This window comes from Bacillus sp. T33-2 (assembly GCF_002860205.1).
In the GTDB taxonomy this organism is placed as follows: Bacteria; Bacillota; Bacilli; order Bacillales; family Cytobacillaceae; genus T33-2.
The window spans coordinates 16,664-39,942 of record NZ_PGVB01000021.1 but is presented as its reverse complement, the minus strand read 5'-3'; the positions used below and the strand labels follow the sequence as shown (position 1 = coordinate 39,942).

Annotated in this window: 23 protein-coding genes; 5 read left to right on the top strand and 18 right to left on the bottom strand. The window is 45.4% G+C overall.

Translation table 11 applies throughout. The annotated features are described in order from the left end of the window. Window positions 1-53: 53 nt before the first annotated feature. A complete protein-coding gene (locus CVD19_RS14655) occupies window positions 54-1,121 on the top strand; it encodes an AI-2E family transporter (protein ID WP_101582580.1) in 1,068 nt (355 codons plus the stop codon). A 317-nt stretch (window positions 1,122-1,438) separates the two neighbouring features. On the opposite strand, the gene CVD19_RS14650 is transcribed toward CVD19_RS14655, so the two are convergent. From CVD19_RS14650 to CVD19_RS24785, 8 genes are all read right to left on the bottom strand, one after another. Beyond that, complete coding sequence (locus CVD19_RS14650; RefSeq protein ID WP_101582578.1) at window positions 1,439-1,918, bottom strand: GNAT family N-acetyltransferase; 480 nt, start codon at window positions 1,916-1,918, stop codon at window positions 1,439-1,441. Continuing rightward, window positions 1,918-2,454 carry a GNAT family N-acetyltransferase gene (locus CVD19_RS14645; RefSeq protein WP_101582576.1) on the bottom strand — a complete coding sequence of 179 codons (537 nt, stop codon included), beginning with the start codon at window positions 2,452-2,454 and terminating at the stop codon, window positions 1,918-1,920. The genes CVD19_RS14650 and CVD19_RS14645 overlap by 1 nt, the downstream gene beginning before the upstream one ends. 127 nt (window positions 2,455-2,581) lie before the next feature. Continuing rightward, window positions 2,582-3,784: an MFS transporter gene (locus CVD19_RS14640; protein WP_101582574.1), complete on the bottom strand. Its 1,203-nt coding sequence runs from the start codon at window positions 3,782-3,784 to the stop codon at window positions 2,582-2,584. A 78-nt stretch (window positions 3,785-3,862) separates the two neighbouring features. Then, window positions 3,863-7,360: a hypothetical protein gene (locus tag CVD19_RS14635; RefSeq protein ID WP_101582572.1), complete on the bottom strand. Its 3,498-nt coding sequence runs from the start codon at window positions 7,358-7,360 to the stop codon at window positions 3,863-3,865. A gap of 537 nt (window positions 7,361-7,897) precedes the next feature. Continuing rightward, window positions 7,898-8,614 (bottom strand): 3-ketoacyl-ACP reductase, encoded by a 717-nt coding sequence (locus CVD19_RS14630; RefSeq protein WP_101582571.1) that lies wholly within the window; start codon window positions 8,612-8,614, stop codon window positions 7,898-7,900. A 172-nt stretch (window positions 8,615-8,786) separates the two neighbouring features. After that, window positions 8,787-9,458: a GNAT family acetyltransferase gene (locus CVD19_RS14625; RefSeq protein WP_101582570.1), complete on the bottom strand. Its 672-nt coding sequence runs from the start codon at window positions 9,456-9,458 to the stop codon at window positions 8,787-8,789. 22 nt (window positions 9,459-9,480) lie between these two features. Then, the gene (locus CVD19_RS14620) at window positions 9,481-10,353 is read right to left on the bottom strand and encodes a carbon-nitrogen hydrolase family protein (protein ID WP_101582569.1); all 873 of its coding nucleotides are present in this window, start codon (window positions 10,351-10,353) and stop codon (window positions 9,481-9,483) included. 148 nt (window positions 10,354-10,501) lie between these two features. Beyond that, on the bottom strand, window positions 10,502-10,645 hold the full coding sequence (locus tag CVD19_RS24785) for a hypothetical protein (protein ID WP_180953632.1): 144 nt from the start codon (window positions 10,643-10,645) through the stop codon (window positions 10,502-10,504). Between the two features lie 189 nt (window positions 10,646-10,834). Between CVD19_RS24785 and CVD19_RS14615 the strand changes: the two genes are divergently transcribed. The 3 genes from CVD19_RS14615 to CVD19_RS14605 all read left to right on the top strand — a co-directional run bounded on the left by CVD19_RS14615 (window position 10,835) and on the right by CVD19_RS14605 (window position 13,370). After that, on the top strand, window positions 10,835-12,058 hold the full coding sequence (locus CVD19_RS14615; protein WP_101582568.1) for an MFS transporter: 1,224 nt from the start codon (window positions 10,835-10,837) through the stop codon (window positions 12,056-12,058). A 115-nt stretch (window positions 12,059-12,173) separates the two neighbouring features. Then, complete coding sequence (locus CVD19_RS14610) at window positions 12,174-12,464, top strand: hypothetical protein (RefSeq protein ID WP_101582567.1); 291 nt, start codon at window positions 12,174-12,176, stop codon at window positions 12,462-12,464. A gap of 228 nt (window positions 12,465-12,692) precedes the next feature. Next, the gene (locus CVD19_RS14605) at window positions 12,693-13,370 is read left to right on the top strand and encodes an SDR family oxidoreductase (protein ID WP_308314873.1); all 678 of its coding nucleotides are present in this window, start codon (window positions 12,693-12,695) and stop codon (window positions 13,368-13,370) included. 73 nt (window positions 13,371-13,443) lie between these two features. On the opposite strand, the gene CVD19_RS24240 is transcribed toward CVD19_RS14605, so the two are convergent. The 8 genes from CVD19_RS24240 to CVD19_RS14575 all read right to left on the bottom strand — a co-directional run bounded on the left by CVD19_RS24240 (window position 13,444) and on the right by CVD19_RS14575 (window position 20,940). Next, complete coding sequence (locus CVD19_RS24240; RefSeq protein ID WP_142383536.1) at window positions 13,444-13,590, bottom strand: lmo0937 family membrane protein; 147 nt, start codon at window positions 13,588-13,590, stop codon at window positions 13,444-13,446. Window positions 13,591-13,667: 77 nt separating this feature from the next. Beyond that, window positions 13,668-14,996, bottom strand: coding sequence for an MATE family efflux transporter (locus CVD19_RS14600; RefSeq protein WP_257985147.1), 1,329 nt, complete (start codon window positions 14,994-14,996; stop codon window positions 13,668-13,670). 343 nt (window positions 14,997-15,339) lie between these two features. Further along, window positions 15,340-16,140 carry a formate dehydrogenase accessory sulfurtransferase FdhD gene (gene fdhD, locus CVD19_RS14595; protein WP_101582564.1) on the bottom strand — a complete coding sequence of 267 codons (801 nt, stop codon included), beginning with the start codon at window positions 16,138-16,140 and terminating at the stop codon, window positions 15,340-15,342. A 106-nt stretch (window positions 16,141-16,246) separates the two neighbouring features. Next, window positions 16,247-16,387 carry a hypothetical protein gene (locus CVD19_RS24780; protein WP_180953631.1) on the bottom strand — a complete coding sequence of 47 codons (141 nt, stop codon included), beginning with the start codon at window positions 16,385-16,387 and terminating at the stop codon, window positions 16,247-16,249. Between the two features lie 20 nt (window positions 16,388-16,407). Beyond that, complete coding sequence (locus tag CVD19_RS14590; protein ID WP_101582563.1) at window positions 16,408-16,647, bottom strand: heavy-metal-associated domain-containing protein; 240 nt, start codon at window positions 16,645-16,647, stop codon at window positions 16,408-16,410. A 16-nt stretch (window positions 16,648-16,663) separates the two neighbouring features. Beyond that, a complete protein-coding gene (locus CVD19_RS14585) occupies window positions 16,664-17,161 on the bottom strand; it encodes a DUF1641 domain-containing protein (RefSeq protein ID WP_101582562.1) in 498 nt (165 codons plus the stop codon). Further along, entirely contained in the window at window positions 17,136-20,117 is a 2,982-nt protein-coding gene (gene fdhF, locus CVD19_RS14580; protein WP_101582561.1) for a formate dehydrogenase subunit alpha, read from the bottom strand. Before fdhF ends, CVD19_RS14585 begins: the two co-directional genes overlap by 26 nt. Window positions 20,118-20,157: 40 nt before the next feature. Further along, window positions 20,158-20,940, bottom strand: coding sequence for a formate/nitrite transporter family protein (locus CVD19_RS14575; RefSeq protein ID WP_101582560.1), 783 nt, complete (start codon window positions 20,938-20,940; stop codon window positions 20,158-20,160). Window positions 20,941-21,042: 102 nt separating this feature from the next. Between CVD19_RS14575 and CVD19_RS14570 the strand changes: the two genes are divergently transcribed. Next, the gene (locus CVD19_RS14570) at window positions 21,043-21,261 is read left to right on the top strand and encodes a hypothetical protein (RefSeq protein WP_257985146.1); all 219 of its coding nucleotides are present in this window, start codon (window positions 21,043-21,045) and stop codon (window positions 21,259-21,261) included. Window positions 21,262-21,465: 204 nt separating this feature from the next. Here the strand turns inward: CVD19_RS14570 and CVD19_RS14565 are convergent, their stop codons facing one another. Together CVD19_RS14565 and CVD19_RS14560 are read right to left on the bottom strand one after the other, a co-directional pair. After that, window positions 21,466-22,251, bottom strand: coding sequence for a serine hydrolase (locus CVD19_RS14565; RefSeq protein WP_180953630.1), 786 nt, complete (start codon window positions 22,249-22,251; stop codon window positions 21,466-21,468). 11 nt (window positions 22,252-22,262) lie between these two features. Next, a complete protein-coding gene (locus tag CVD19_RS14560) occupies window positions 22,263-23,276 on the bottom strand; it encodes an ABC transporter ATP-binding protein (RefSeq protein WP_101582558.1) in 1,014 nt (337 codons plus the stop codon). Window positions 23,277-23,279 lie beyond the last annotated feature (3 nt).

The following is a 23,279-nucleotide window of genomic DNA, read 5'->3' as shown; positions in this document are numbered from 1 at the left end:
CAGGAAACTATTATAGTATTCATTTTAACTTGGAACTTACAGGAGGCTCGGATATGTGGATTCATAAACCGTTTTTTAAATATGCAGCAGGCGCCATACTGCTATTGGTAATTATTTTCCTGCTGGGTAAAATTGATTACTTGGTGGGTCCGCTCCATAAGTTTATAGCGGCCATTTTCTTCCCTGTGTTGATAGCAGGGCTGTTTTATTATATATTGCGGCCTGTTGTCCGCCTGCTGGCAAACCGAATTCCGAGGGTGCCCGCGATCTTGATTGTATTTGCAGCTGTGGCCGGCCTGTTTCTTACCTTATTTTATTTTGCCGGTTCCATGATAGGTGAACAATTGAGTGATTTGTCCAAGAATTTTCCTGAAAAAGTCGAGAAAATCTCTTCAGAGTCCAAAGAGGTGATAAATAAAAATGACATGGGAATCATCAGTGCAGAAAAAATCGAGGACAGGTCCCTTTCCTATTTTCGTTCAATGTCAGAAAAACTAAGCGGTAATGTTGTCAACATTGTTTCTGGTATCACAAGCGTTGCGACGGTGCTTGTTGTCGTTCCGTTCCTGCTATTTTTCTTTCTCAAGGATGAGGGACATCTAAGGCTGTATATTTTAAAACTGATTCCGTCCGAGCATGAAGATGAGGGCGGTAAAATCCTGTCAGATATAGATAAGACGCTATTTACCTATGTTACCGGGCAGTTTATTATAGCTTTAGTAGATGGAGTTTTAATGTATATTGGCTATCTGATCATCGGGCTCGATTTTGCCCTGATACTTGCCTTGTTTGCGATGTCACTCACGATTGTCCCGTTCTTCGGCCCGCTGATCGGTGTGATTCCAGCCATATTTGTGGCTTTGCTTCACAGCCCGATGATGGTCTTAAAAGTATTGATCGTACTTGTTGTTGTCCAGCAGCTGGAAGGAAACCTCGTTACACCCAATGTAATGGGAAAGCGGCTCCATATACACCCGGTAACAGTGATCCTTCTGTTGATTGCGGCAGGCTCCCTTTATGGATTCATCGGCATTTTAATCGCAATTCCCTTGTATTCCGTCCTAAAAGCCATCATTAAAAACGTAAGAAAGTTTTATTTGCTGCGCTACCGAAAAGTATAGTTGTTTCAAAATGATTCCCCGAATACGACGTTTAGGGGAATTATTTTTGGTTGAGTCGAAATAAATTTTAAACCAGCTGAAAAAACATTCATCCAAATGTGAAACATAATTATTCGGGAAAGAAACTATGTTCACATCGCTGAATTTTTGTTCAGAATGCTTGTCCAAAATTAAAACTATAGGTGGAACAATTTTTAGCGAAAAAAAGCATTTGTTCATGGTCATCCAGCCTATAGAAAGTGCATAAAAAATGACCCAGTCTGTCTGGGTCTCAATTTTATTTCTATCTCCATCATTTTTTCTGATCTTTGAAATGCTTAAACAAGCAGCTTTTCCAGAACTATTTCATCTCTGATGGGAATTCCGTCATTTCCGGTCATTGGAATTTCAGGCTTCAGCCGCCTGGCAACCGAGACGGCATTTCTTTTTATTTCTGCTAACCTATAGCCTCGTTTCTGATAAAATCTTAATGCGTTAAGGTTGTCGTTTGTTGTGATTAATATTATCCTTCCGGCCTGTTTTTCCCTGGCATAATTCTCAACAGCCTGGAGCAAACTGCTTCCGATTCCCTTGCCTTCTTCAATACTGTCGAGAGAAATGATCTCGCACTCGCCGGGCCGAAAAAAGTATGTAATCAGCCCTGCAATCTTTCCTGCATCATCAATCACAGCGTAACCAGGCAATTCATCGCAGCTATAGATCCCGGTTGAAATAATCATTTCTGGACTTCCCCAATGCTGTATGAAAAAATTACGAATTAAATCTTTTGAAATGACCTCTGTCGGCACAACCTTCATTATATCCTCCTTTCTTTTATTTTCGCATATATGTTCACATCATATGGATTTCCATTCTGGATCATGTAATCTCTCAAAATACCTTCTTTTTGAAAGCCAAGCTTGATTAACATTTCGTTTGAGGCTTCATTTTGAAGGAATACGACAGCACCAATCCGGTTCAATTCGAGATCATTAAAGCCGTAGGAGATGACCTCCAGAACAGCTTCCCTCGCATAACCATTTCTCCAATGATCAGGGTGTATTTCATAGCCAATTTCAGCCCGTTTGTGCTTGGGCGACCAGGCATTGAATCCGACGGTGCCGACGAGCCCTTTCTTCTGCTTCCTTTCTATCCCCCACCGGATCCCGCGTCTTTCTAGGAAGCTGTTCTTGAAAAACTCCACAAACCCCTCGGCCTGTTCCTCGCTTGTCAATGTATCCTGGCCATAAAACCTGGTGACGGCATCCCGTGAAAAGCAGGCAAAAATATCTTTCGCATCCGTCTTCTCTATTTCCCTCAAAATCAGCCTTTCCGTTTCTAAAACAGGAAACATCCATATTTCCCCCTTGTTAAAAAACATAAATATATATCAATTCTCCTGCTAATGTGATTTTCCTTTAACTACAGACAAAATCCACACAAAAAAAAGCGAATTTTCTTCAGAAAATCGCTCCTCTCAATCAATTATTCGGATTTGCTGCCTCTTTCTTCAATAAGTAAAGATAATACAAAATCGAAATGCCTACTGAAATGGCAGATGTGATATAAATGCTATAATAACCGAGCCAGTGGCCGATTTGGCCAAAAACAATTGCGCCAACTCCTACCCCGAGGTCGAAAAATGAAAAAAAGGTCGCATTTGCCATGCCTCTCCTGTGCACTGGGGCTTTTTCTATAGACCAGGCCTGCAGGGCCGGCTGCAAAGTTCCAAACCCCAACCCGTAAAGAGTGGCCGCGCTGTAAAGGATGAGGCTGTTTGGAAGCCAGGCCAGTAAAAGCATGGCCGCAAATATCAAGAGTGCACCGGGGATAAATACAGCACGATGGCCTTTTTCATCATATAATTTTCCAGCAAATGTCCTTGTCAGCATCAGGGCGAGGGCGTATATCAAGAAATACCACTGGATGCCTTCAACCCCTTTTTGGGCCGTGAACAAAGGCAGGAATGACGCGATGCCTCCAAAGGTAAGTGTGATAAAAAATAACAGAATGGATGGTTGCAATGCGCTCTTTTCATAAAAGTCCCACTTCACATTTACTGTTTTTTGCGGATTTTTTTCGACCCTTTTGTAATTGATCCGAGACGACAGGACAAAAGCTGCCAGTCCAAGGCCTGAACATATTAAAAATAAATGCTCATATGGCAAAACCTCGGCCAGTGCCAGTCCAAGGGATGGGCCGAATGCAAGTGCGATGTTTCCGGAAAGCCCAAAGTATCCCATACCTTCACCACGCCGGCGGGGCGGTATCATATCAGTGGCAATTGTACCCGAAGCAGTGGTTGAAAATCCCCATCCAACACCTTGGACGATCCTCATGGCAAAAAGAAAGATGATGCTTGTCAAAAAACCAAATGAAGCGACGGAAAGGAAATAAATTCCAAGTCCAAGGAGATACACAAACCCCCTTCCTTTTGATTCAAGGGCGTGTCCTGCGTATGGGCGCAGCAGCAAAGCCGAAAACGTAAATATCCCCACAACAAATCCGATTAATTGGTCATTGCCTCCAAGATGCTCGACGAAAAGGGGAATCGTGGGCAGTGTCATTTGAAAGCCGAGAAAAATGAAAAAATTCGCCAAACAAATCAGGATAAAGTCCCTGGTCCATATGGTTTCGCGGGCGGCCTGCTTTTTAATAGATTCTTTATGCAACGGTTCAGCCATAGTGTGTCTCCTCACTGTGTATCAAATCTATTTTTTATCATACAACAATGAAGCCCGGCTTACTATTGTCACCTTATACTATTTCCAATGCCTCAGTCCGCCAGTTATTTTATCCCTAATCCTGACAAGAAAAGTGACATCACCTTTTGCGGTTTTTTGCTTGTTCCATTCATTAAAGCTTGCAACGATGATTAATATCGATCCGGCCACGAGCAGATAAGCCCACCACGGCATGTTCCCCCAAAAAGGGCGGGTTTGCAGGATGACGTTAAGAAGCAGTACTCCTGCCCCTACAAAGAAATATGATTTGACCCTCAGCCACATGCCAGCGAGCATCGAAATAAGTGACAGAGACCCGAGGATGAGCGCGTCATAAACGGTTGAACTTGCCAGCCCATCTTGGACCAGCAAGATCGCCACCATGATGAGAACCCCCCACTGGATTTGGCCCGTCATTCGTGTTTTCAATACATGGCGAAGAAATATAGAGAGCATGACCACAGGCAAGACTAATGCTTCTCTGTACCATAATGGCGGAATATCAAGCTCTCCGACTACTGAATAGTATGGCTGGAACAAGTATGCTCCTGCCAAAAATATAACTGCTGATGAATATCTGGCCTGGACTCGATCGCGCTGCAGCCATAGTGCACCGGAAATCAATATCCCCGGGATCATTTTGGCCCACAATGTCTCCATATCCAGAAAATAAATAGAAACAAAGAAAACAAAGGCAACTGCACTATACGCATCGAACGTTTTAACACCGAGCTGTCCGCCTGACGTCCAGATAGCTGTATAAAAGAACCGGCCTGCGGCTAACAGGACAGCACCTATGGCCGCAAAGAGCAGGATTTCCTGGGCCCACCCAATAGACACAAGGCTTACCAGCTCAGTTGTTCCCGCAAACAGCAGCAGTAAAGGGATAACTGCCATTAGATCCCATTTTACTTTATGGAGAAGCGCAAGCAATCCGGCTGTATAAACCAGGACGATAACGTAAAGAGTCAGGCTGAATGGGTAAGTGGTCAGGAATGAACCAATTCCTAGCAGTGAAAATGGGATGAGATAAAAAATGGTTCTATTCTTAAACTCATTATTTGAAAACAACCAGAACAGGGCCATGATGATGCTTGATGATAAAAAGGCAAATTGGCTGTTCGCCCCTTCTGTATATAGCTCAATTCCTGTCTGCAATGCCAAAAATAATGTGGTAAATGCCCCGTAAAGCAGTGCTTTCGACTTCCACTCCAGACTGACGAAACGGATGTTCATTGCATAGGCAGCAAGTGCAAATATAAACGCCCACACAGAATCCTGTCCAAACACAATCAACGTAATAAGTATGGCAAACACAAGATATGCATGCGCCACCCAAGCAAAACCAGCGGACAGTATCCTGTCTTTTTTATTCAGGGCAAGAGCAGTGACAAGCAACACCAGTCCTCCTCCAACTGGCATGAAGGTTTCCATTAATCTCGTAAAAAAGAGAACAAAACTCAAGCCATCCAAAATCGAAAAGTACGACAATAAGGCAACGGCTCCAGTGACAAAAGACAGCCATTTAAAATGTGTGAACCTGTAAAAGCCAACATATAAGCCAACCCCTGTCAGCCATGCAGCCGGTTTTGCCCATAAAACGTCCATTGGACACGCAGCTGTCAGTAACAGCCCAACCGAGTAAAAGAGAACGGCGGTGTAGGAAGAACTGCTGGTCAGCCGGCTATGTCCGGACCGTTTCCATAAAAAGCTTGTTAAGAGGAGCACGAATCCAGCCATTATGAAATGCCCAGGCAGACCAAGGTTTGCTGCATAAAAATTTGACCACTGCCTGATTTCTTCTCCAAAGGCTAAAACCGACATTCCAGCGGAAATTGGGATCAGCCAACGGGCCGCTTCTTTAAAGCCCCTCCTCTCTTCCCTTTTAAATATGAGGAAAAATATCCCGGCAAGAGCGGTGAACATACATCCAAGCTCTGCCCATTGGAACAGCCCTGCTGCGGCCAGCGCTGCCAACACCATAATTGCCAGGCCAATATCTCTTGAACTTAGCCTGACCGCTTTCATATACTGAACCTTGATCAACCAGCCAAACACTATATTTAAAATGAACCCGGTCAGGAATGCAGGCAACGCAAATGATTGAAATCCAATCCACATATCCAGGTGCCGCACTATTTCAAACAAAGCTGATGCCAGGAAAAATGAGCTTAAATATATAAACAGCCAATTCATGTCTGTATTGGCAAGGTAAATGAAGTTTGCTGCAATCACAAAATACGCGAGAATAAGGAAAACGGATGGCTCTGCCGACCTCAGCATGATGCCCTCCATAGTGATGAACAAAAAGGAAAGGCCTGACACAATTCCACTCGTCCAATGAAACACTTTATTCAATTGGAGCTGTTTGCCAAGCATGGCCGAAACAGCCAAGAACACAAAACCGAGAAGCGAATAACCGACCTGGCTTGCTTCTCTGAAATTCCAACTGTCAAAGATTTGGTAGGCTCCATAAACAAGCATTGCTGTAAAAACAAAATGGTATTCTTTTTTGCCGCTGACATATATCATCGACATGTACACGGCCGCTGTCAAAAGAAGATTGAAACCATAAAATACATGATTCTCATAAAATAGAACCATTAAAAGCGTGGAAAGAACCAGATTCACCTGGGCGAATGGCGCCAGCTCTTTAGTGAATAGCTGGAATGCACCTTTTTTCCTTATGAAATAGAAGCTTACGACCAGTAGCGAATTGTACACCATGATCCCCATAAAGAATGCGTCTGCTTCACCTGCGATTTGCCTTAATAAGAAGCCTGCCCCCACTGTCAGGGATACAAGGGAAAACCACACGAACAGCCGTGATTTCAGCCTGTTTGCTATTAAAGAATATACGGGCACAAGTGGCAGGCTCCCGAGCATTCCGAGTACATAACGCCCATCTCCTGAAAACGAGAGGAACGAACCAAGCAGTTCGAACCAGCCGAGTGACAGAATGAAGATTGGCAGGAACAAACTCCCCAGCACTATAAAAGCGAAAGCGGTCTTTTCTATTCTCAATATGCGCCAGGCAATATAAGCTATCCCATAAAAAAGGACGGATACCAGAGCAATTGAGCAAGATTTCATGAGGTCAGTCATTGTTGCCCAGTTGCTTGTCGCCACAAACAGGCCGCCTATCAACAAAAAGATTACGCCCAGGTTCAAAGACCAAGAAATATTCCGCTCGCGGAATTCTTCCGGAGAAAGCTTTTTCTTCGCCGTTTGGATTGTTGATTTGCCCCTTTCAGCTTGTCGATTTTTTACTGCCACCTCTGCCAGTTGATCCGTATTAGCCTCGACTTGCCGCAAATTGTGGAGCTGAGCCACAGCTCTTTCGGCATCCGGGTTTTTTGAGGCCAATGCCTTGTAGCTCTCATCCTTCTGATTTTTAACTGTTTCTAAAAAATGGATGTAGGACACATGGGCATTGCTCACAATTGTATAATCTTCCGCTGTTATATAACCGTGCTTTTTTAAGGCCGCTAGTTCAGTCCGGAAAATATGTTTCCTCTCCTCTTTTGAAACTTCCATGCCACTCCCTGCCCTTCCCTTTATCATCTTTTAGTGTAATTTTACACTATATTGAAATTGATTCAACATTTTTTTATGGTTGGATTCAAATTTAAGGGCAGTGTATTACCTCCGGTGAAAAAAATCACACCTACCACAATGTGGAAATGGAGGAAAATTAAAAAAGGAAACTGGTTTAGTTTTAAGTCAATTCCATCGTGGTAAACAAATAATGCAACGCCAATAACAAAACGGAAGGGACTGGTTAAGTTGCAAGACGTAACAGCGACTTCAAGGTTAGTCTTTGGCATTGCAAAAGAGGGATCTTATGCTGACAGGGTGACAGGAACTCTTGTCATGAATCGATATACTTTAGATCGATAAGATCCCAGGATTGGATTCCCCAGTTTTCCTTTTAGTTGGAATGAAAAAAAGGTGCGAACCGGATGGTTGGCACCTTTTTTCATGGGGGCGGAACAATATGCTCTATTTACATAATATTATTATGTAATCCCCTTTTGCTTATGGAAACGAGTCACCTTGTATAGACTATCAATACTACGGATTTGTAGACCATAATCCTGCATTTTTGACAAACACCCTCGGATGAAGCTTCAGCTGGGCTACCATGATTTCTGCGAGGTCCTCAGGCTGCATCACTCTTTCTGTATTTTCACCGACCAGGTTTGTTTCAACCGCGAGATCTGTTGCGACTGTGCTTGGAGTCAGGGCACTCACACGAATATTGTGCTTTCTGACTTCGAGCATAAGGGATTCGGTAAGGCCGAGGACTGCAAACTTTGATGCGCTGTAAGCACTGGTAACTGGTGCGCCTCTAAGGCCCGCGCTTGAAGAAATATTGATGATATCCCCTGTTTTCCGCTCGATCATTTCTGGAAGTACAGCTCTCGTAACATGATAAACGCCCATCAAGTTGACCTTGATAATTTGTTCCCATTCTTCGGGATCCAGCTCCATAAAACCGCCGAATTTTGCAATTCCTGCATTGTTAATGAGTATATCAATTGGACCGATCTCCTCCCTCACATGGCCTAATGCATGCTGGACTGATTCAGGGTCTGATACATCGGCGGCCGCACCTGAAACATTCACCCCATATTGTGCTAGTTCATGTGTCACTTTTTCTAGATTTGACAAAGTCCGCCCAATAAGCCCGATATTGACGCCTTCTTTTGCAAGTGCAATTGCGGTGGCCCGTCCAATTCCTCTGCCTGCGCCTGTTATTAATGCTGTTTTTCCTTTTAATGATTGCATTTAAACAACTCCTTTCAAGGTTGATCTTTATTATATGCAAACATGAAACTCTTAACAAAATTACCCGTGGGTTCATCTATCAGTCGAAAATACGCGAACGTACTTCAAAATGGTCATTTACTGCAAAAAAACCGCCCTTCTCTATCAAGACAGAAAGGCGACCCTTAAAAAATCATAATGGCAGCAAACTTACAGTATCCCTGCTCTTAAGATTCTTAATCATATCCAGCCATTCCTGAGGCTTATTCGGCAGCACTGCATAATAGGTTGTCAGAAAATCAACGATGAGGGCGGCAGGAAGTTCACCGGTCTCATCGTTTCCCGGCAAAAAGCACAGATCAAGCCCTTCGACTGCTGTGCCGTCGTTTTCCCATGACGGATGGACATAAGGGATGTCGAGGCGACGGTATCCTAAATGAGATAGCACTTCCCGCCTTACGAAAGGATCCATCGTTTTTACTCCGCCGAAATCATGATCATCACGTCTGTATGGATCATAGATCTCAGCAAACATGCCAAACAAATCATCCCCGTTATCCCTCGCCAGGCTTTGGAGGTCTTCCTGGCGCTTCGAGGCAAGGAATCGGCCAAGGCTCAAGCCCGGCTTGCCAACAATGGTGAAATCAGTCATGGCGATATTCCAATCGGGATAGTAACGGTATTCAGTAACACCAACTACCTCTCCTTCATGGACAGCCACAAATACCCTGATTCCCGGATCTTGAAGCGGTTCCTTCCATAAACTGAACTCAAGCACTTCTTCCGGCGGAAATACTTCCTTCATTAAATTATGAAGCTTCGTAAAGAGTGGATCATCAATGCTGGTGACTCTGATATATTCCAAGTTTAATGCCCCCATTTTCGCCTTATTTTTTTTCAGCTTCTTCCCAGTCTGTGTACAAATCAGTCCTACGGTCACGCCACGTTGTGACTGAACCACGTTCGCGCACCTCGAACAAAAGTTCAAGGTCCAAATCAGCGGTAACGATCATGTCGTGGTTAATCTCGCCTTCCACCATAATCCCTTTCGGCGGAAATGGTATGTCGTTAGGCGTAATCACGGCCGCCTGCCCGAAGTTTGCCCTCATAAAGTCGACTGTCGGCAGCGATCCGACTGTTCCGGTGACAACAACATAAACTTGGTTTTCTACAGCCCGTGCATGGCTTGTGTAGCGGACACGATGGAACCCATGCCTATCATCCGTACATGAAGGACAGAAAATGACATCAGCGCCCTTTGCTTTAGCCATCCGCACGATTTCCGGGAATTCAATGTCATAACAGGTTAACATGGCAATTCTGCCTTTATCCGTATCAAAAACACGGAAGTCATCGCCACGGGACATATTCCATTCATCGACTTCTGTCGGTGTGATATGAAGTTTCGCCTGCTCTTCGACTCTTCCATCCGGATAGAACAAATGGGCTACGTTATACAAATGCCCGTTTTGGGAAACAACATGCGTTCCGCCGATGATATGCATATTTGTCTCTTTGGCAAAGTTCGAAAACAGCTCTGTGTATTGTTCAGTAAACCCGGGAAGATCATTTATTGTCAGGCTGTCCCCTTTCCCGTTTCCAATCGAAAGCAGCTGTGTCGTAAAAAATTCAGGGAACAGAACAAACTCGGCGCCGTACTCCTGGGCATTTTTAATGTAATGTTCGCACTGGGCTGCAAATTCATCAAACGAGCTGATTGTATGCAAATGGTACTGTACCGCCGATACCCTCATTTTCATTGCTTTACCTCCTCACTTTGTTCGCTGCATGGCAGTTATCAATATCGGACTTATTATATAGTATTTCACTTCAATAACAAACTAACTTTGCTTGAGAAAACAAAAAACCTGACAGGCGGTATTGCCGTCAGGTTTACTGCGTGGGAATTCAATCTGAATCCTCCTCCAGCAAATGGCTTACAGCTTGATATTCGATGCCCCTGCTTTCAGTCAGGCTCATAAATGCACTTTGAATTTCCTCTTGTGTAAATCTCTCTTTTTTTAAAATTTCGATAGCCTTGGTCAATTCCATCGTTTTCCCTCCTTTTGTCTTTTTTATAATCATTTACACCGAGTGCTCCATTTTGAAACTTACAATAATTGGTAATACATTTTTAGCGAAAATCATTTTAATAAAAATGATTTACTTCAACAACAATTTAGAATAATATCTAATTAGATTAAAATCTAATTAGATGGATGTCTTAATGGAGGCCTAATTATGTTTAATGTAATCAGGATTGAAAACTCTTATAGAAAATTGTTTGTTGCGGGAGTGATAAATGGCATTGGTGACAGGTTCAGCCAAGTCGCCATTTTAACGCTGATACTCCAGCTCACTGGATCAGGGTTGTCCGTGGGGCTCACGCTCGCACTCAGGGTCATACCGTTCTTGTTGTTCGGGCCAATCAGCAGCCGGGCTGCAGAAAAATTCTCACGTAAAAAGCTGCTGATCTTCACCGATTTCATGCGGGCAGCCCTTGCCTGTTTATTTTTATGGGTAAAAGGGCCAGACGATTTATGGATCATCTATATAGGCTCTTTTTTGCTAGCGACGGGGGAAGCTTTTTATGCGCCGACGAGGAAAGCGAGTATTCCGTCGGTCATCGAAGAAATAAATATTAAAGAAGTCAATTCATGGGAGCAGGTATCATTGGGCTTTGTTCTGATCATCGGAGCGTTCAGCGGGGGCATTGTCTCATATTTGTTCGGTGCTCCAGCAGCATTTGTAATTAACATCCTGTCATTTGTATGTGCAGGGCTGATCATTTGCACAATCCCAACCCTTGAAGCTGACGGCCATGCAGAGAATCACACGCCAGGTAAACGGCGTTCCCAGATTGTTTCGTTAATCGCCGCATCGTCCTTTTTACTGATGCTCGTTTCATTTGAATTTATGGTGCCGTTGATCAGCGGTATTGAAAATGTTCTGATCAGCGTATACGCAGTAGAAACATTTAAAGCAGCTGACCTGGGTGTCGGGATTCTCTACAGTGTACTCGGCATGGGATTAATGATCAGCCCTTTGGTCGTGAAACATATTAAAGGCCGCTTTCTTCCAATCGCATTCTTATGCCTGGCCATGGAAGGAGTTTTTCTTGCCTGCATCAGCCAGGCCCAGTCATTTGCAGTTGTCATCCTGTTATTCGGCTTCTTATCGATTTTCGGCGGTGTTGGAAACACACTGCTTGACACCGCTGCAATGGAGACAATCCCCTCGAGATGGCATGGTGACTATTTCGGGTTGACAGCGACTTTATCTAATACATGCATTGGCATCTCGATGTTTGCAACAGGAGCGGTACTTGAAATCTTTTCCCCTCGGCAAATGGGGCTTGCGGCAGGGGTCGGTTATATCGGCCTCGGATTGTTATTTTTTATGTGCTCCTTGTCATTCAACCTGGCCCATGAACGAAAAAAGCTTGGAGACAAATCGGCTGCTTAACCACTCTGGAGCGCGGTGCATAATTGTCGCCGTCCTGTGTCCGAGGCCGAATAAACCTTATTGAGATGGTCAAAATACGTATGGACACTGACTTTGAAAGAAATGAGGGGACGAAGTGAAAGAAGTTTTACAGCATGTAAAAGAAGTATTGGAGTATTCGTTTGACCATCCGGAATCGAATGAGCTTGATGTGTGCATCCGCGAGCTTGAGCAGGCAAAAGAGTCTGCTGGTGACAAAACAGTGATGATCGAGGACGTGATCCGAGCTGTCACCCACGCGAGAAATGCGCAGACTGAACTTCGCATCACAGGTGACATTCCTGCTACGAACGCCTTCGGAGGAGCATTCCGTGCCCTTGACCAGGCAATAGAATCTTACACTGACGTTAATAACGACCCGTTTTAAAGAGTATCAGCCATTCCCCGGTTTAGCTCGGATCGGGGAGATTTTTTTTCGTATAACAAATATATCGCAATCAGAGTATGACAGAGTTCGACTCTGGATTTCTGCATTTCCTATCGAATTGACAGTTTATGTCTGTTCCTGCGCTTGCCCGAGAAATAACCGACAATTATATGAACAAGAATTAGGACGAACCGGTTTCTTTTAAATAAAATCGAGGTATTTGGTAAAATGGACCAAACAAATGAACAAAGGCGGAATTTGATGAACATCCTGATTGTAGGGGCCAACGGTCAAATTGGCAGGCATGTTGTGCGTAAGCTTTCCGGCACTGAACATAAGTCTGTAGCTATGGTCCGAAAACAAGAGCAAGCCGCTGAATTGAAAGGCATCGGTGCTGACCAGGTCGTCATCGCTGACCTGGAGAAAGACTTCTCGCACGCCTTCGAAGGTGCAGATGCAGTCATATTCACTGCCGGTTCCGGGGGCCATACTGGCGCTGACAAAATAATGTTGATCGATTTATGGGCAGCGATCAAAACGATTGATGAGGCGGTGGCCAGGAGCATCAACAGGTTCCTAATTGTAAGTTCCATGAATGCCGATACACCCGACAAAGGCCCGGAAAGCATGCGCCATTACTTTGTGGCCAAAAAGCTTGCAGACGACCATCTGAAATCCACTAATTTAAACTATACGATCATTCGGCCTGGGATATTAACAAATGAACCGGAAACCGGCAAGATTAACCTTGAGGAAAAAATTATGCACTATGAAAAGCGTGAAATCACCCGTGAAGATGTCGCCGAAGTCATTATTGAAACAATTGACCGCAGCAATACCTTCCGAAAGACTTTTGAAATTTTGAACGGGAAGGAACCGATTCCGCAAGCTTTGGCCCGGATCTAAAGCAAAAAAATCCAACCCTGCTGAGGTTGGATTTTTTTAAAAAATAGCCTGTGTAATATTACTGTATATAGTACTATCCGGTTGTCCTCCCTTTAATCACCTTAAATGCGACCACAATCAATGCGATGACAAGCAGGATATGGATGATTCCGCCTGCTATTTCAAATATCAGGCCGAGCACCCAGAGTGCAATAAGAATACCTACAATACTCCAGAGCATAATGCTATCATCCTTTCGAATTTCTTGCTGTTAAAATACCCTTACGGAACGAGGGACAAACAATTTTCACATGAGTTTTAAAAAATCTCCTTGCCACGCCACTTACCGTACCTGTAATAGGCAAAGGCGATCATGCTGCTGGCCAGGAAGCTTATGCCCATACCGAAGGCGATACCTTCATCACCTAGCAGTCGTGCCCCTAAAAACGTCAACGGGTAACGAAGCACCCAGAAGGAGATGATATTCAGGACCAGTACCTGAAACATAGCGCCGGCACCACGCACCACTCCATTGAGGATGAAATTGATGCCCAGAAAAGGATAGAAAAAGGCAATCAGGCGCAAATATTCTGCACCGAAATCAACAGCGTCCGGATTACGGATGAAAAGGCTGATCCCGTATCTGGCGAATAAGACAATTAAAATACCAATGGCAAGCATGATGGCAAAATTGTAAATAACACCATACAGCGCAATCTTATTTACCCTGTCCCAGCGGCCCGCTCCTATATTCTGCCCAGCCATGCTGTTTACTGCTGTTCCAAGTGCGTGTGCCGGCAGCATGATGATGCTGTCGATTCGCTGGGCAGCACCAAAACCGGCCACGACGTCGCTGCCAAAAGAGTTTACCACACTCATGATCGCCATTACTCCTGCCGAAATGACCGCCATCTGCAGGCCTGATGGGATTCCAAGCTTAAAGATAAGGGCAGCTTCGTCCCTTTTCGGAAGCGACGGAACTTTAAACGGGGCAAGCTTCCGGCGCATGGAATAATGCAGCCCGTACAAGAAGGCTAGTCCCTGCGCCAGGACGGTCGCGTATGCCGCGCCTTCGAAGCCCCATCCGAAAACAGCTATGAATAAAGGGTCAAGAATCGCATTCAGGACCACGGCCGCCACAACGAAATAAAGAGGCGACTTGCTGTCGCCAATGGCCCTTAAAATCGTGCTGATAAAATTATATCCAAGCAGGAACAAAATCCCGATAAAGTTAATCTGCAGGTAATCGGTAGCCATCGGTACCATGTCCGCCGGCGTGCCCAGCATAACAAGAATTGTTTCAGAGAAGAAATAACCAATCAGTCCCAGAGTAATGGAAAAAAGGGATAAAATGACGACAAACGCATTTAAATAGTTCGATAAAGCTGATTTGTCATCCTTGCCTTTCTGCTGGGAAAGAATTGTCAAAGCAGCATTATTGATGCCGATGATAAAGGACAGAACCGTAAAAATTACGGTGCCGGAAACAGCTACTGCACCAAGGGCATCGGCGCCGATGAGATTTCCGACCCACAGGCTGTCTATAAATTGAAACGATACCTGTAAGAGATTTGTTAAAATGATCGGAGTCGAAAAAACGTAGATCTGTTTAAATATTTTTCCTTCCGTGAAATCGTGATGAGCCAATTTATCACCATCTTCTGCTTTTATTTTCATTACTATTATTATTGAATTTACCAGTGAGTTCTAATAATTTGATTGGTGCTTACAAAAATAACCTGAATCCGGGATGGTCGAACATTATTTTTCTGGGTATCAGTCTGGTATCACTTGCTAGCAAATAAATAGCTGTTCACTTTCTTTTATTTAGCGGACACTTCCTTTCTGTATTTTGCCAAAATGCACAAAAAAACAGACAAAAGGATATCCTTTTGCCTTTCAGGTTACAACGTGTTATACAGAGAATAACATTCGCAGCAATCAGCCAGCGGTAACATTACTGAGTTTACTACTGTGGATGAACTGTACCCTAGCCAGATGCCATGATCAATCGTTCAGGACAGGTGTAGACATTCAGCGATCCCTCCCGGATGAATCCAATTGTAGTAATTCCCAGCTCTTCGGCTAATTGCAGGGCAAGTTCTGTCGGTGCTGACTTGGACAGCACAATTTCACAGCCTATTTTCGCTGCCTTCACCAAAATTTCAGATGAGATACGGCCGCTGAAGACGAGAAGCTTGTCAGATAATGCAATTTCATTTTTCAAACAATGTCCATAAATTTTATCGAGAGCATTATGCCTGCCAATATCCATTCTGCTCAGCACGACCTTCCCGTCTTTACATAATGCAGCATTATGTACACCGCCGGTGTTTTGAAACGTTTTTGAGGATTGCTGTAATTTTTTCATTAACTCAAAGCAGTCATCGAGTGAGACCTTTACACGATAGCTGTCAATTTTTTTCGTAATCATGGCATCATTAACAAAGACAAATGCCTGCCGCCCCAGTCCGCAGCATGAAGTAATGTACCGCTTGTTCACAAAGGACTCATAATAGGGATTGACTCTGATAGCTGTTATGTTAACGATTCCGTTTTTTTCATCCACCCACAGGTCGTCAATTTCCTGATAGGTCCTTATAATTCCTTCGGACGCCAGGAATCCTGCCGCTAAATCTTCGATATAATCAGGGGTGCAGACGAGCGTGGCCACTTCTTTCCCGTTCAATTTAATGGTAACTGGGTATTCCGTAACGATTGCATCTTCGATTCTTTGCGCTTCACCGTTTCCGAACCGGAGAATTTCCCTTTTTACTTCGATAGGCTTCACCACTGCACCCCCTTGTGTTTCATCCCTGCCAGCGCCCGGCCGGCACGCAACTGCTCGCATAAGCTGACTATTCAAACGTGTTATGATTTGACTTCTGCAGGAGATACTAGAAAACCCAATTTTCGATCGGGTTCATTTTACGGTCTTCCCGGCAGCTTTCACACACATGCAGGATCACATGTTCCATGACCTCTGTTTCACGTCCATCCATCTCTTCTTTGGTGCCGCAAACTTCACATAATCTCATTATGTTCTCACTCCCTGTACTTATGTTAAATGCTTTACATTTGAATCTGGCTCATGGTAAATGTCATAGCCTGTATCAATGATGGCCTGTTCAATGTCAACAATGGACGCCATCCGTTTGTCATAGGTGAACAGCGCCTCGCCTTTGGATAAATTGATTTCGGCCCTGAGGACACCCCACACATCAAGGAGGGCATGGAGCACCTTGTCGGCATCATGCTGATTGGCCATATCCTTCACGTTTACAACACCGTTTTCCACAGCTTCAAGCCTCCTTTTAATGACTTTCTTTTCTGTTGCCTAAGAAAGCTTCACCCATTCCCTCAAGAAAATCTACCATGGTGGTCATGGCAGCCCGGATTTCAGGACTCCTGAGCCGTCTTCTCATTTTCCATATGCTTTGCTTTTTACCCTTCTCCCCGGTTTTGGACAGACGCTCCAACCCCAGGCCCACACCCTGGAATATGGTGTCAAGCTGCCCTGGCTGCATCGAACCTAAAAATTTCAGCATATTCATGCCTGACTTGATCATATTGTGGACAGCAGGCTGGTTGATCTGCTGAATGGCGATTGCCCCAACCTCGTCGCGCTGGTCTAAAAGGCCATGCACTGTCTCTAGAACCCTCGCGTCATGCAACCCCCTCAAAATTCCAATGACCTGCATGACTGCTTCACGGTTTTCGGTAAGCTCTTGTACGATGTCGGCCATTGCTTTAGCCTGTTCTTCAGCGGGATTCGGTGTTTCTTTTCTAATTTGCCTGATTGCTTTCGCCATATTCATCCCCCTCTAGTTGGAACAGCTCCGGTATTGCGGTGAAATCAGAACGTTTCCATTTTTCTTCGACTTTAACACTGATCTGAGGAACCCTGTTGCCATATCGGTGGTTGTGGTCTGGCAGCGGTGGAGCGCCTTCCACTTCCAGAATTTCCATTTTGACACCCATTTCTTTGTATGCAGGCGTATGGGTGAGATAATCATGTTCACTGCTTGTCAAGTAGTTGACAGCTTTTTGGTCATCAAATGTATTCATCGGGAGCCACAGCTCATTGCCTTTTACCCGGTCGGTAACGATTACCCGGACCTCGACTTGTCCATATGGAGATGTCAGGCGGACGAGCGAGCCGTCCTCAAGGCCGCGTTCCTTGGCGAGTTCCAATGAAACTTCCAGCCATGTGTCTGGCACTTTATGCCGCAGACCTTCATTCCGGTAAGTCAGATTGCCCTCATGGAAATGTTCGAGGATACGCCCGTTATTCAAGTGCAGATCATAATCAGCGCCTGCTTCAAACGGCGGTGTCCAGTCGACTGGAAAAAGCCTTGCTTTTCCATCCGGGAATGCGAACCTCTCAGTATAAAGCAGTGGCGTATCCTGCCCGTCCGGCATGACTGGCCATACTTGGGAATTCCAGCCCTCGAGCCGGTCGTAGCTAACCCCGGCAAACAACGGTGCAAGTCTTGCGGCTTCATCCATGATTTCCCCGGGATGCTGGTAGTTCCATTCGGCGCCAAGGCGGTTGGCGAGCTCCTGGAAAATCATCCAGTCGGGCTTTGCGTCGCCCAGCGGCTCAAATACCTTATAGAAACGCTGAATCCGGCGCTCTGTGTTGACGAAGGTACCGTCTTTTTCAAGGCTCGGTGCAGCGGGAAGCACGACATCGGCAAATTGTGCCGTTTTACTGAAGAAGATATCCTGCACCACGAAGAAGTCCAGCTTTTGCAATGCTTCCTGTACGTGATTGGCATTTGCATCGACAAGGGCCATTTCCTCACCGAACAGATACATAGCCTTGATTTCACCTTTATGGATTGCTTCAACCATGTGATGGTTGTCATGTCCTGGTTCGGCCGGCAGTGATACGCCCCACGCTTTCTCGAATTTTTCGCGGACACTTGGATCCTGTACCGGCTGATAGCCTGGGAACCACGCAGGCATCGTGCCAAAATCGCAGGCTCCCTGCACATTATTATGACCCCGGAGCGGATACCCACCTGTCCCGGGGCGTCCGTAATTCCCAGTAAGCAACAACAAATTGGATATCGCCGTGCTTGCATCGGTAGCGCCGCTGTGCTGTGTGATGCCCATAGCCCATAAAATGCTCACAGACTTGGCCTCATGGATCATTGTGGCCATTTTGATCAGCTCTTCTTTGCTTAAGCCGGTTTTCTCTTCAGCATATTCAAGCGTAAATTTTTCGAGTGATTTGGCATATTCTTCAAACCCGTTGACGCGTTTGTCAAGGAATTCCCGGTCTTCCCAGCCCTGGTCAAGAATATATTTCGATACCGCATTAAGCCAAATTAAATCAGTGCTTGGTATTGGATGGACCAGCATGTCGGCACGCTGTGCAAGCTCATGCTCCCGAAGATCAGCTACGATTAATTTCTGGCCGTGCAGCTTATGTGCCCGTTTTACCCGTGTCGCAAGAACAGGATGGGACTCAGCCGGGTTTGCGCCGATAACGAAAACGAGGTCGGCGGCCATGATATCCTGCATCGTGCCTGCATCGCCGCCGAGGCCGACCGTTCTCAACAATGCTGCTGTTGCAGGCGACTGGCAATACCTTGAACAGTTGTCGACATTGTTGGTTCCCATGACAGCCCGGACAAATTTTTGGAACAGATAATTTTCCTCATTCGAACATTTTGAAGAAGCGATATACCCAATTGAATGGGGCCCCAGCTCTTCTTTCATCCCGCCGAGCTTTTCAGCAACAAGCGATAAAGCCTCATCCCAGGTTGCTTCGATAAACTCTTCTCCTTTGCGGATCAGTGGTTTTGTCAGACGTTCAGGGCTGTTGATGAATTCCCAGCCCCATTTTCCTTTCACACATGTGGAAATCCCGTTAACAGGCGCCTCTTCAGTTGGCTGGATCCTTAAAATGTCGCGGTCCTTCGTCCATACCTCAAAGCTGCAGCCGACACCGCAATATGTACAAACCGTTTTAGTGATGTTGATACGAGCTTTTCGCATTGCCGCTTCCATTTCAGATATGGCAAAAATCTCTCTGTAACCAGGCTCCACTTCCTTCGTTAAATCAATCATCGGTCCTAATATTTTTGGTGGGATGCCCGTCAAATATCCGGCTTCACCAAGCATCGATTTTTCCATCAAAGCGTTGCACGGACAAACATTGACACAATGACCGCATGACACGCATGATGATTCGTCAATAGGCACATCGTTGTCCCATATGACGCGCGGCACTTCACGGCTCCAATCAATTGTCAGTGTCTCGTTCACCTGAACATCCTGGCAGGCCTCCACACAGCGCCCGCACAGGATGCACTGGTCCGGTTCATACCGGTAAAATGGATGTGAGTTATCTGGCGGATAAGGCTTGGCTTCAAATGGATATTTCTGATGGGCAAGTCCCATGTGTTCCACTGTATTATGGACAGTACAGTTCCCGTTATTGTTGTCACATACGGTGCAGTAAAGCTCGTGATTTTTTAAGATTCTGGAAATGCCTTCATACTGGGCATCTTTTACAGGTTCGGACAAAGTGTCCACATTCATGCCTGGTACAACCTTGGTCGTGCAGGAGCGGACGAGTTCCCCTCCTACATTCACAAAGCATGTATCACATGTTTGGATGCTTCCCAGGTTCGGGTGAAAACAGATAGCCGGAATAAAAAAGTCCTGGTCCCGCGCCGCCTCCACAATTGTCTGGCCAGGGTTTGCTTTATATTCTTTTCCGTTGATCCTAAACGAAAAAGCATTGTCCTTCATGTTGCGTTCCTCCTTAATATGTCAGTTCTAGGTCGTCCTTCTACGCTTTGGATGAGTCGATGCCGGGATAGGCCAGATAATAAGCCAGTGCAACAAAGATGCTCCCGCCTATAGCATTTCCGATAAATACAGGTATGAAGTTGTTCAGGAAATCAAGCCAGCTGAAATGGCCTGCAAAAATGGCCGCAGGAATGACAAACATGTTCGCCACCACGTGCTGGAAGCCAATCGCGACGAATCCCATGATCGGGAACCAAATGGCAAGAATTTTGCCGCTGAATTCATCTGACCCGTAGGAAAGCCATACCGCAAGCCCGACCAGCCAATTGCATCCCACTGCAGAAGCAAGGCTCTCAATAAACCCCTCTTCCAGCTTCGCGTGGGCGATTGCCACGGTCTTTTCCAAATATGGGCCGTGGTCTGTCAGGCCTGCTACATGCCCAAAAAAATATGCAACGAACAGCGCGCCAATCAAATTGCTTAACGTGATCCAAAACCAATTATGAAGAAGCCTGCCGGGACTGACCTTTTTGGCGAAAAAAGCCATTGACACCGCCATCATATTGCCGGTTAAAAGCTCTCCTCCTGCAAGAATGATCAGCACCAATCCCAACGGGAAAACTGCGGCACCCAAAAAGGAGCCAAACGTCCCCCATTCTTCCGGCAAATTGGCAATGACCCTGATATCAAGCAAATACCCGATTGAGATGAAAGCGCCCGCGAGAAATCCTAAAATCAACATGCTCCTCATTGGAAGCCCGGCCTTTTTTGCACCAGCTTCGACCGCCAATTTCGCTATATCTTTCGGGGGATGATAACCCATGGCTGTCCCTCCTAGTCGTTAAGAATAATATCCACTTTTCTTGGAATTTTATTAAAGAAAATCAACATTTGTTAAATAATCCTTAGAAAGAAGGTGTCTGTTTTGGATAAAGAGAGCTTCCGCGACTATGTGCATACGATGATCGCTGCCTCATCAAAAAAACCAAAATACATGTCGATATCAATCGTAAAAGTTGCTGATCTGCTTGGTGAAAAGCCATCAGTAATTGAAGAGCGTCTGCAGGAACTTGTTACTGAAGGCAGCCTCGTAAAATCTAAGCTGACCGACCCCCCTTATCATGAAATTTATTTATTGCCTTAAATTCCCTATAGAATTGGCTGGCAAACAGAAACGGCCAGGAAACCTGTGGCGGTTTCCTGGCCGATATGACAATATCGTTTTTATCCCCTCGATGCATGCGCGAGGGTGGGTTATGTGGTTTTTCAAATTTACCTGCTATGTCAAGGGAATTGTGTCTTTGATCGACCTTCATATGTGTTTTTTCATATACAAGGAAATCAACATTCAGCATTGTTTTTCGGAAATGAAATCGAAGACAAGTTTTCCTATTTTCCTGATTGTCTGCCTGCCATCCTCGTGGCTGCGCAGCTGGTCAGTTAAAACTGCCACAATGGCGGTTTTATCATTACATTGAATGATTGCGCAATCATGTTGGACGCCTGGAAGCTCGCCAGTTTTATTCGCAGTTGTGACTACACCGGGATCCATCAAGGCCGGCAGCTTATCCTTGAATTGCTGCATTTGCAGGATATTCAGCATCTCGCTTCTGCTATCCTTAGATAGAAACATGCCGTTGTTGATTGTCATCAGGCATTCCACAACATCGTCTGCACATGTGTAATTGTCCCTTCCCTGCTGGAGTGCGGCAAAAGCCATCATGTGCCGGTTCAGTGAAGTCTTTGCCAAGCCAAGCTTTACAAGGCAATCGTTGATGGACTCCATTCCAATCTCATTGATTAATAGATTCGTAGCGGAGTTGTCCGAAACAATGATCATGAGTGTCAGCAAATCCTTAATGGTGTAAGACAGGTTTCCCGACAATGCCTGCAACACCCCTGCGCCACCCACGGTTTTTCCGGCGGCAACTGTTATCCTCCTTTGATGGTCAAGCAGTCCGAGCTCCTTTTGCCGGTAGGCAGCTATTAGTATAGGAATTTTAATGAGGCTGGCCGACGGAAATGGCTCCTGGCTATCTACTTTTAGAATGTAATTATCAATAACTAGTTTAATACTGGCCCTGCCTTTGCATTTTTTAATTTCATTGATGATTGATTCCTCAAACTCTATCATTTTATTATTAATCATCTGATTGTAATTAACGGCAGGGTCTGTTTTGCTGAGGGTTTATTTTTATCATAGAGATGGCAGGCGACAAAATGGTTCGATTCAATTTCCTGCCAGGCAGGCTTCTGCCCGGCACACACATCCATCGCGTACTGGCATCGTGTCCTGAAAACACAGCCGCTTGGAGGATCCATCGGGCTTGGCAGGTCTCCTTTTAAAATGATCCGTTCCCGCCTGTCCTCAACGTCCGGATCCGGAATCGGGATGGCAGATAAAAGTGCCTGTGTATATGGATGCAGCGGATTTTTATAAAGTTTGGCGCTGTCTGTCAGCTCAACAAAATGCCCCAGATACATGACGCCGATCCGGTCACTGATTTGCTTCACCATGGACAGGTCATGGGCGATGAATAAAAATGTCAGGCCTTTTTCCTTTTGCAGCCGTTTCAGCAGATTTACCACCTGAGCCTGGACAGAGACATCAAGAGCTGAAATCGGTTCATCAGCAATAATGAATTCAGGATCAAGTGCGAGCGAGCGGGCAATGCCTATTCGCTGCCGCTGCCCACCGCTGAATTCATGGGGATAACGGTTGGCATGGTCCCGGTTAAGCCCAACATCCTCCAGCAGCTGATAAACACGCTGAAGCCGTGCTTTCTTATTGGAGGCATATAAACCGTGCACCTCCATTGGCTCAGAAATGATTTCCCGGACAGTTGACCTCGGGTTCAGCGAGGCATACGGATCCTGGAAAATCATCTGCATCTGCCTGTGAAAAGCAAACTTTTCTTTTTCGTTCATTGTATGGACATTTCGCCCGTTGTATAAAACCTCGCCATCCGTCCTTTCATACAGGCCAATGATCGTCCTGCCGGCGGTCGACTTTCCGCATCCAGATTCCCCGACAAGCCCGAATGTTTCACCTTTGTATATTTTAAAAGAAACTCCGTCCACCGCTTTCAGCGTTTCCCCTTTGTCGAGATAAAAATGCTTCTTCAAATCTTTTACTTCCAATACAGCTTGTTTTTCCATCCG

Coding starts and splice junctions, on each gene's coding strand:
- CVD19_RS14645 (WP_101582576.1), bottom strand. CDS start 2,454: ATGTTTCCTGTTTTAGAAACGGAAAGGCTGATTTTGAGGGAAATAGAG.
- CVD19_RS14620 (WP_101582569.1), bottom strand. CDS start 10,353: ATGAAAATGAGGGTATCGGCGGTACAGTACCATTTGCATACAATCAGC.
- CVD19_RS14635 (WP_101582572.1), bottom strand. CDS start 7,360: ATGGAAGTTTCAAAAGAGGAGAGGAAACATATTTTCCGGACTGAACTA.
- CVD19_RS14655 (WP_101582580.1), top strand. CDS start 54: ATGTGGATTCATAAACCGTTTTTTAAATATGCAGCAGGCGCCATACTG.
- CVD19_RS14565 (WP_180953630.1), bottom strand. CDS start 22,251: ATGATAGAGTTTGAGGAATCAATCATCAATGAAATTAAAAAATGCAAA.
- CVD19_RS24240 (WP_142383536.1), bottom strand. CDS start 13,590: ATGCTCTGGAGTATTGTAGGTATTCTTATTGCACTCTGGGTGCTCGGC.
- fdhF (WP_101582561.1), bottom strand. CDS start 20,117: ATGAAGGACAATGCTTTTTCGTTTAGGATCAACGGAAAAGAATATAAA.
- CVD19_RS14615 (WP_101582568.1), top strand. CDS start 10,835: ATGTTTAATGTAATCAGGATTGAAAACTCTTATAGAAAATTGTTTGTT.
- CVD19_RS14560 (WP_101582558.1), bottom strand. CDS start 23,276: ATGGAAAAACAAGCTGTATTGGAAGTAAAAGATTTGAAGAAGCATTTT.
- CVD19_RS14650 (WP_101582578.1), bottom strand. CDS start 1,918: ATGAAGGTTGTGCCGACAGAGGTCATTTCAAAAGATTTAATTCGTAAT.
- CVD19_RS24780 (WP_180953631.1), bottom strand. CDS start 16,387: ATGAGATTATGTGAAGTTTGCGGCACCAAAGAAGAGATGGATGGACGT.
- CVD19_RS14585 (WP_101582562.1), bottom strand. CDS start 17,161: ATGGCGAAAGCAATCAGGCAAATTAGAAAAGAAACACCGAATCCCGCT.
- CVD19_RS14575 (WP_101582560.1), bottom strand. CDS start 20,940: ATGGGTTATCATCCCCCGAAAGATATAGCGAAATTGGCGGTCGAAGCT.
- CVD19_RS14640 (WP_101582574.1), bottom strand. CDS start 3,784: ATGGCTGAACCGTTGCATAAAGAATCTATTAAAAAGCAGGCCGCCCGC.
- CVD19_RS24785 (WP_180953632.1), bottom strand. CDS start 10,645: ATGGAATTGACCAAGGCTATCGAAATTTTAAAAAAAGAGAGATTTACA.
- CVD19_RS14630 (WP_101582571.1), bottom strand. CDS start 8,614: ATGCAATCATTAAAAGGAAAAACAGCATTAATAACAGGCGCAGGCAGA.
- CVD19_RS14605 (WP_308314873.1), top strand. CDS start 12,693: ATGGACCAAACAAATGAACAAAGGCGGAATTTGATGAACATCCTGATT.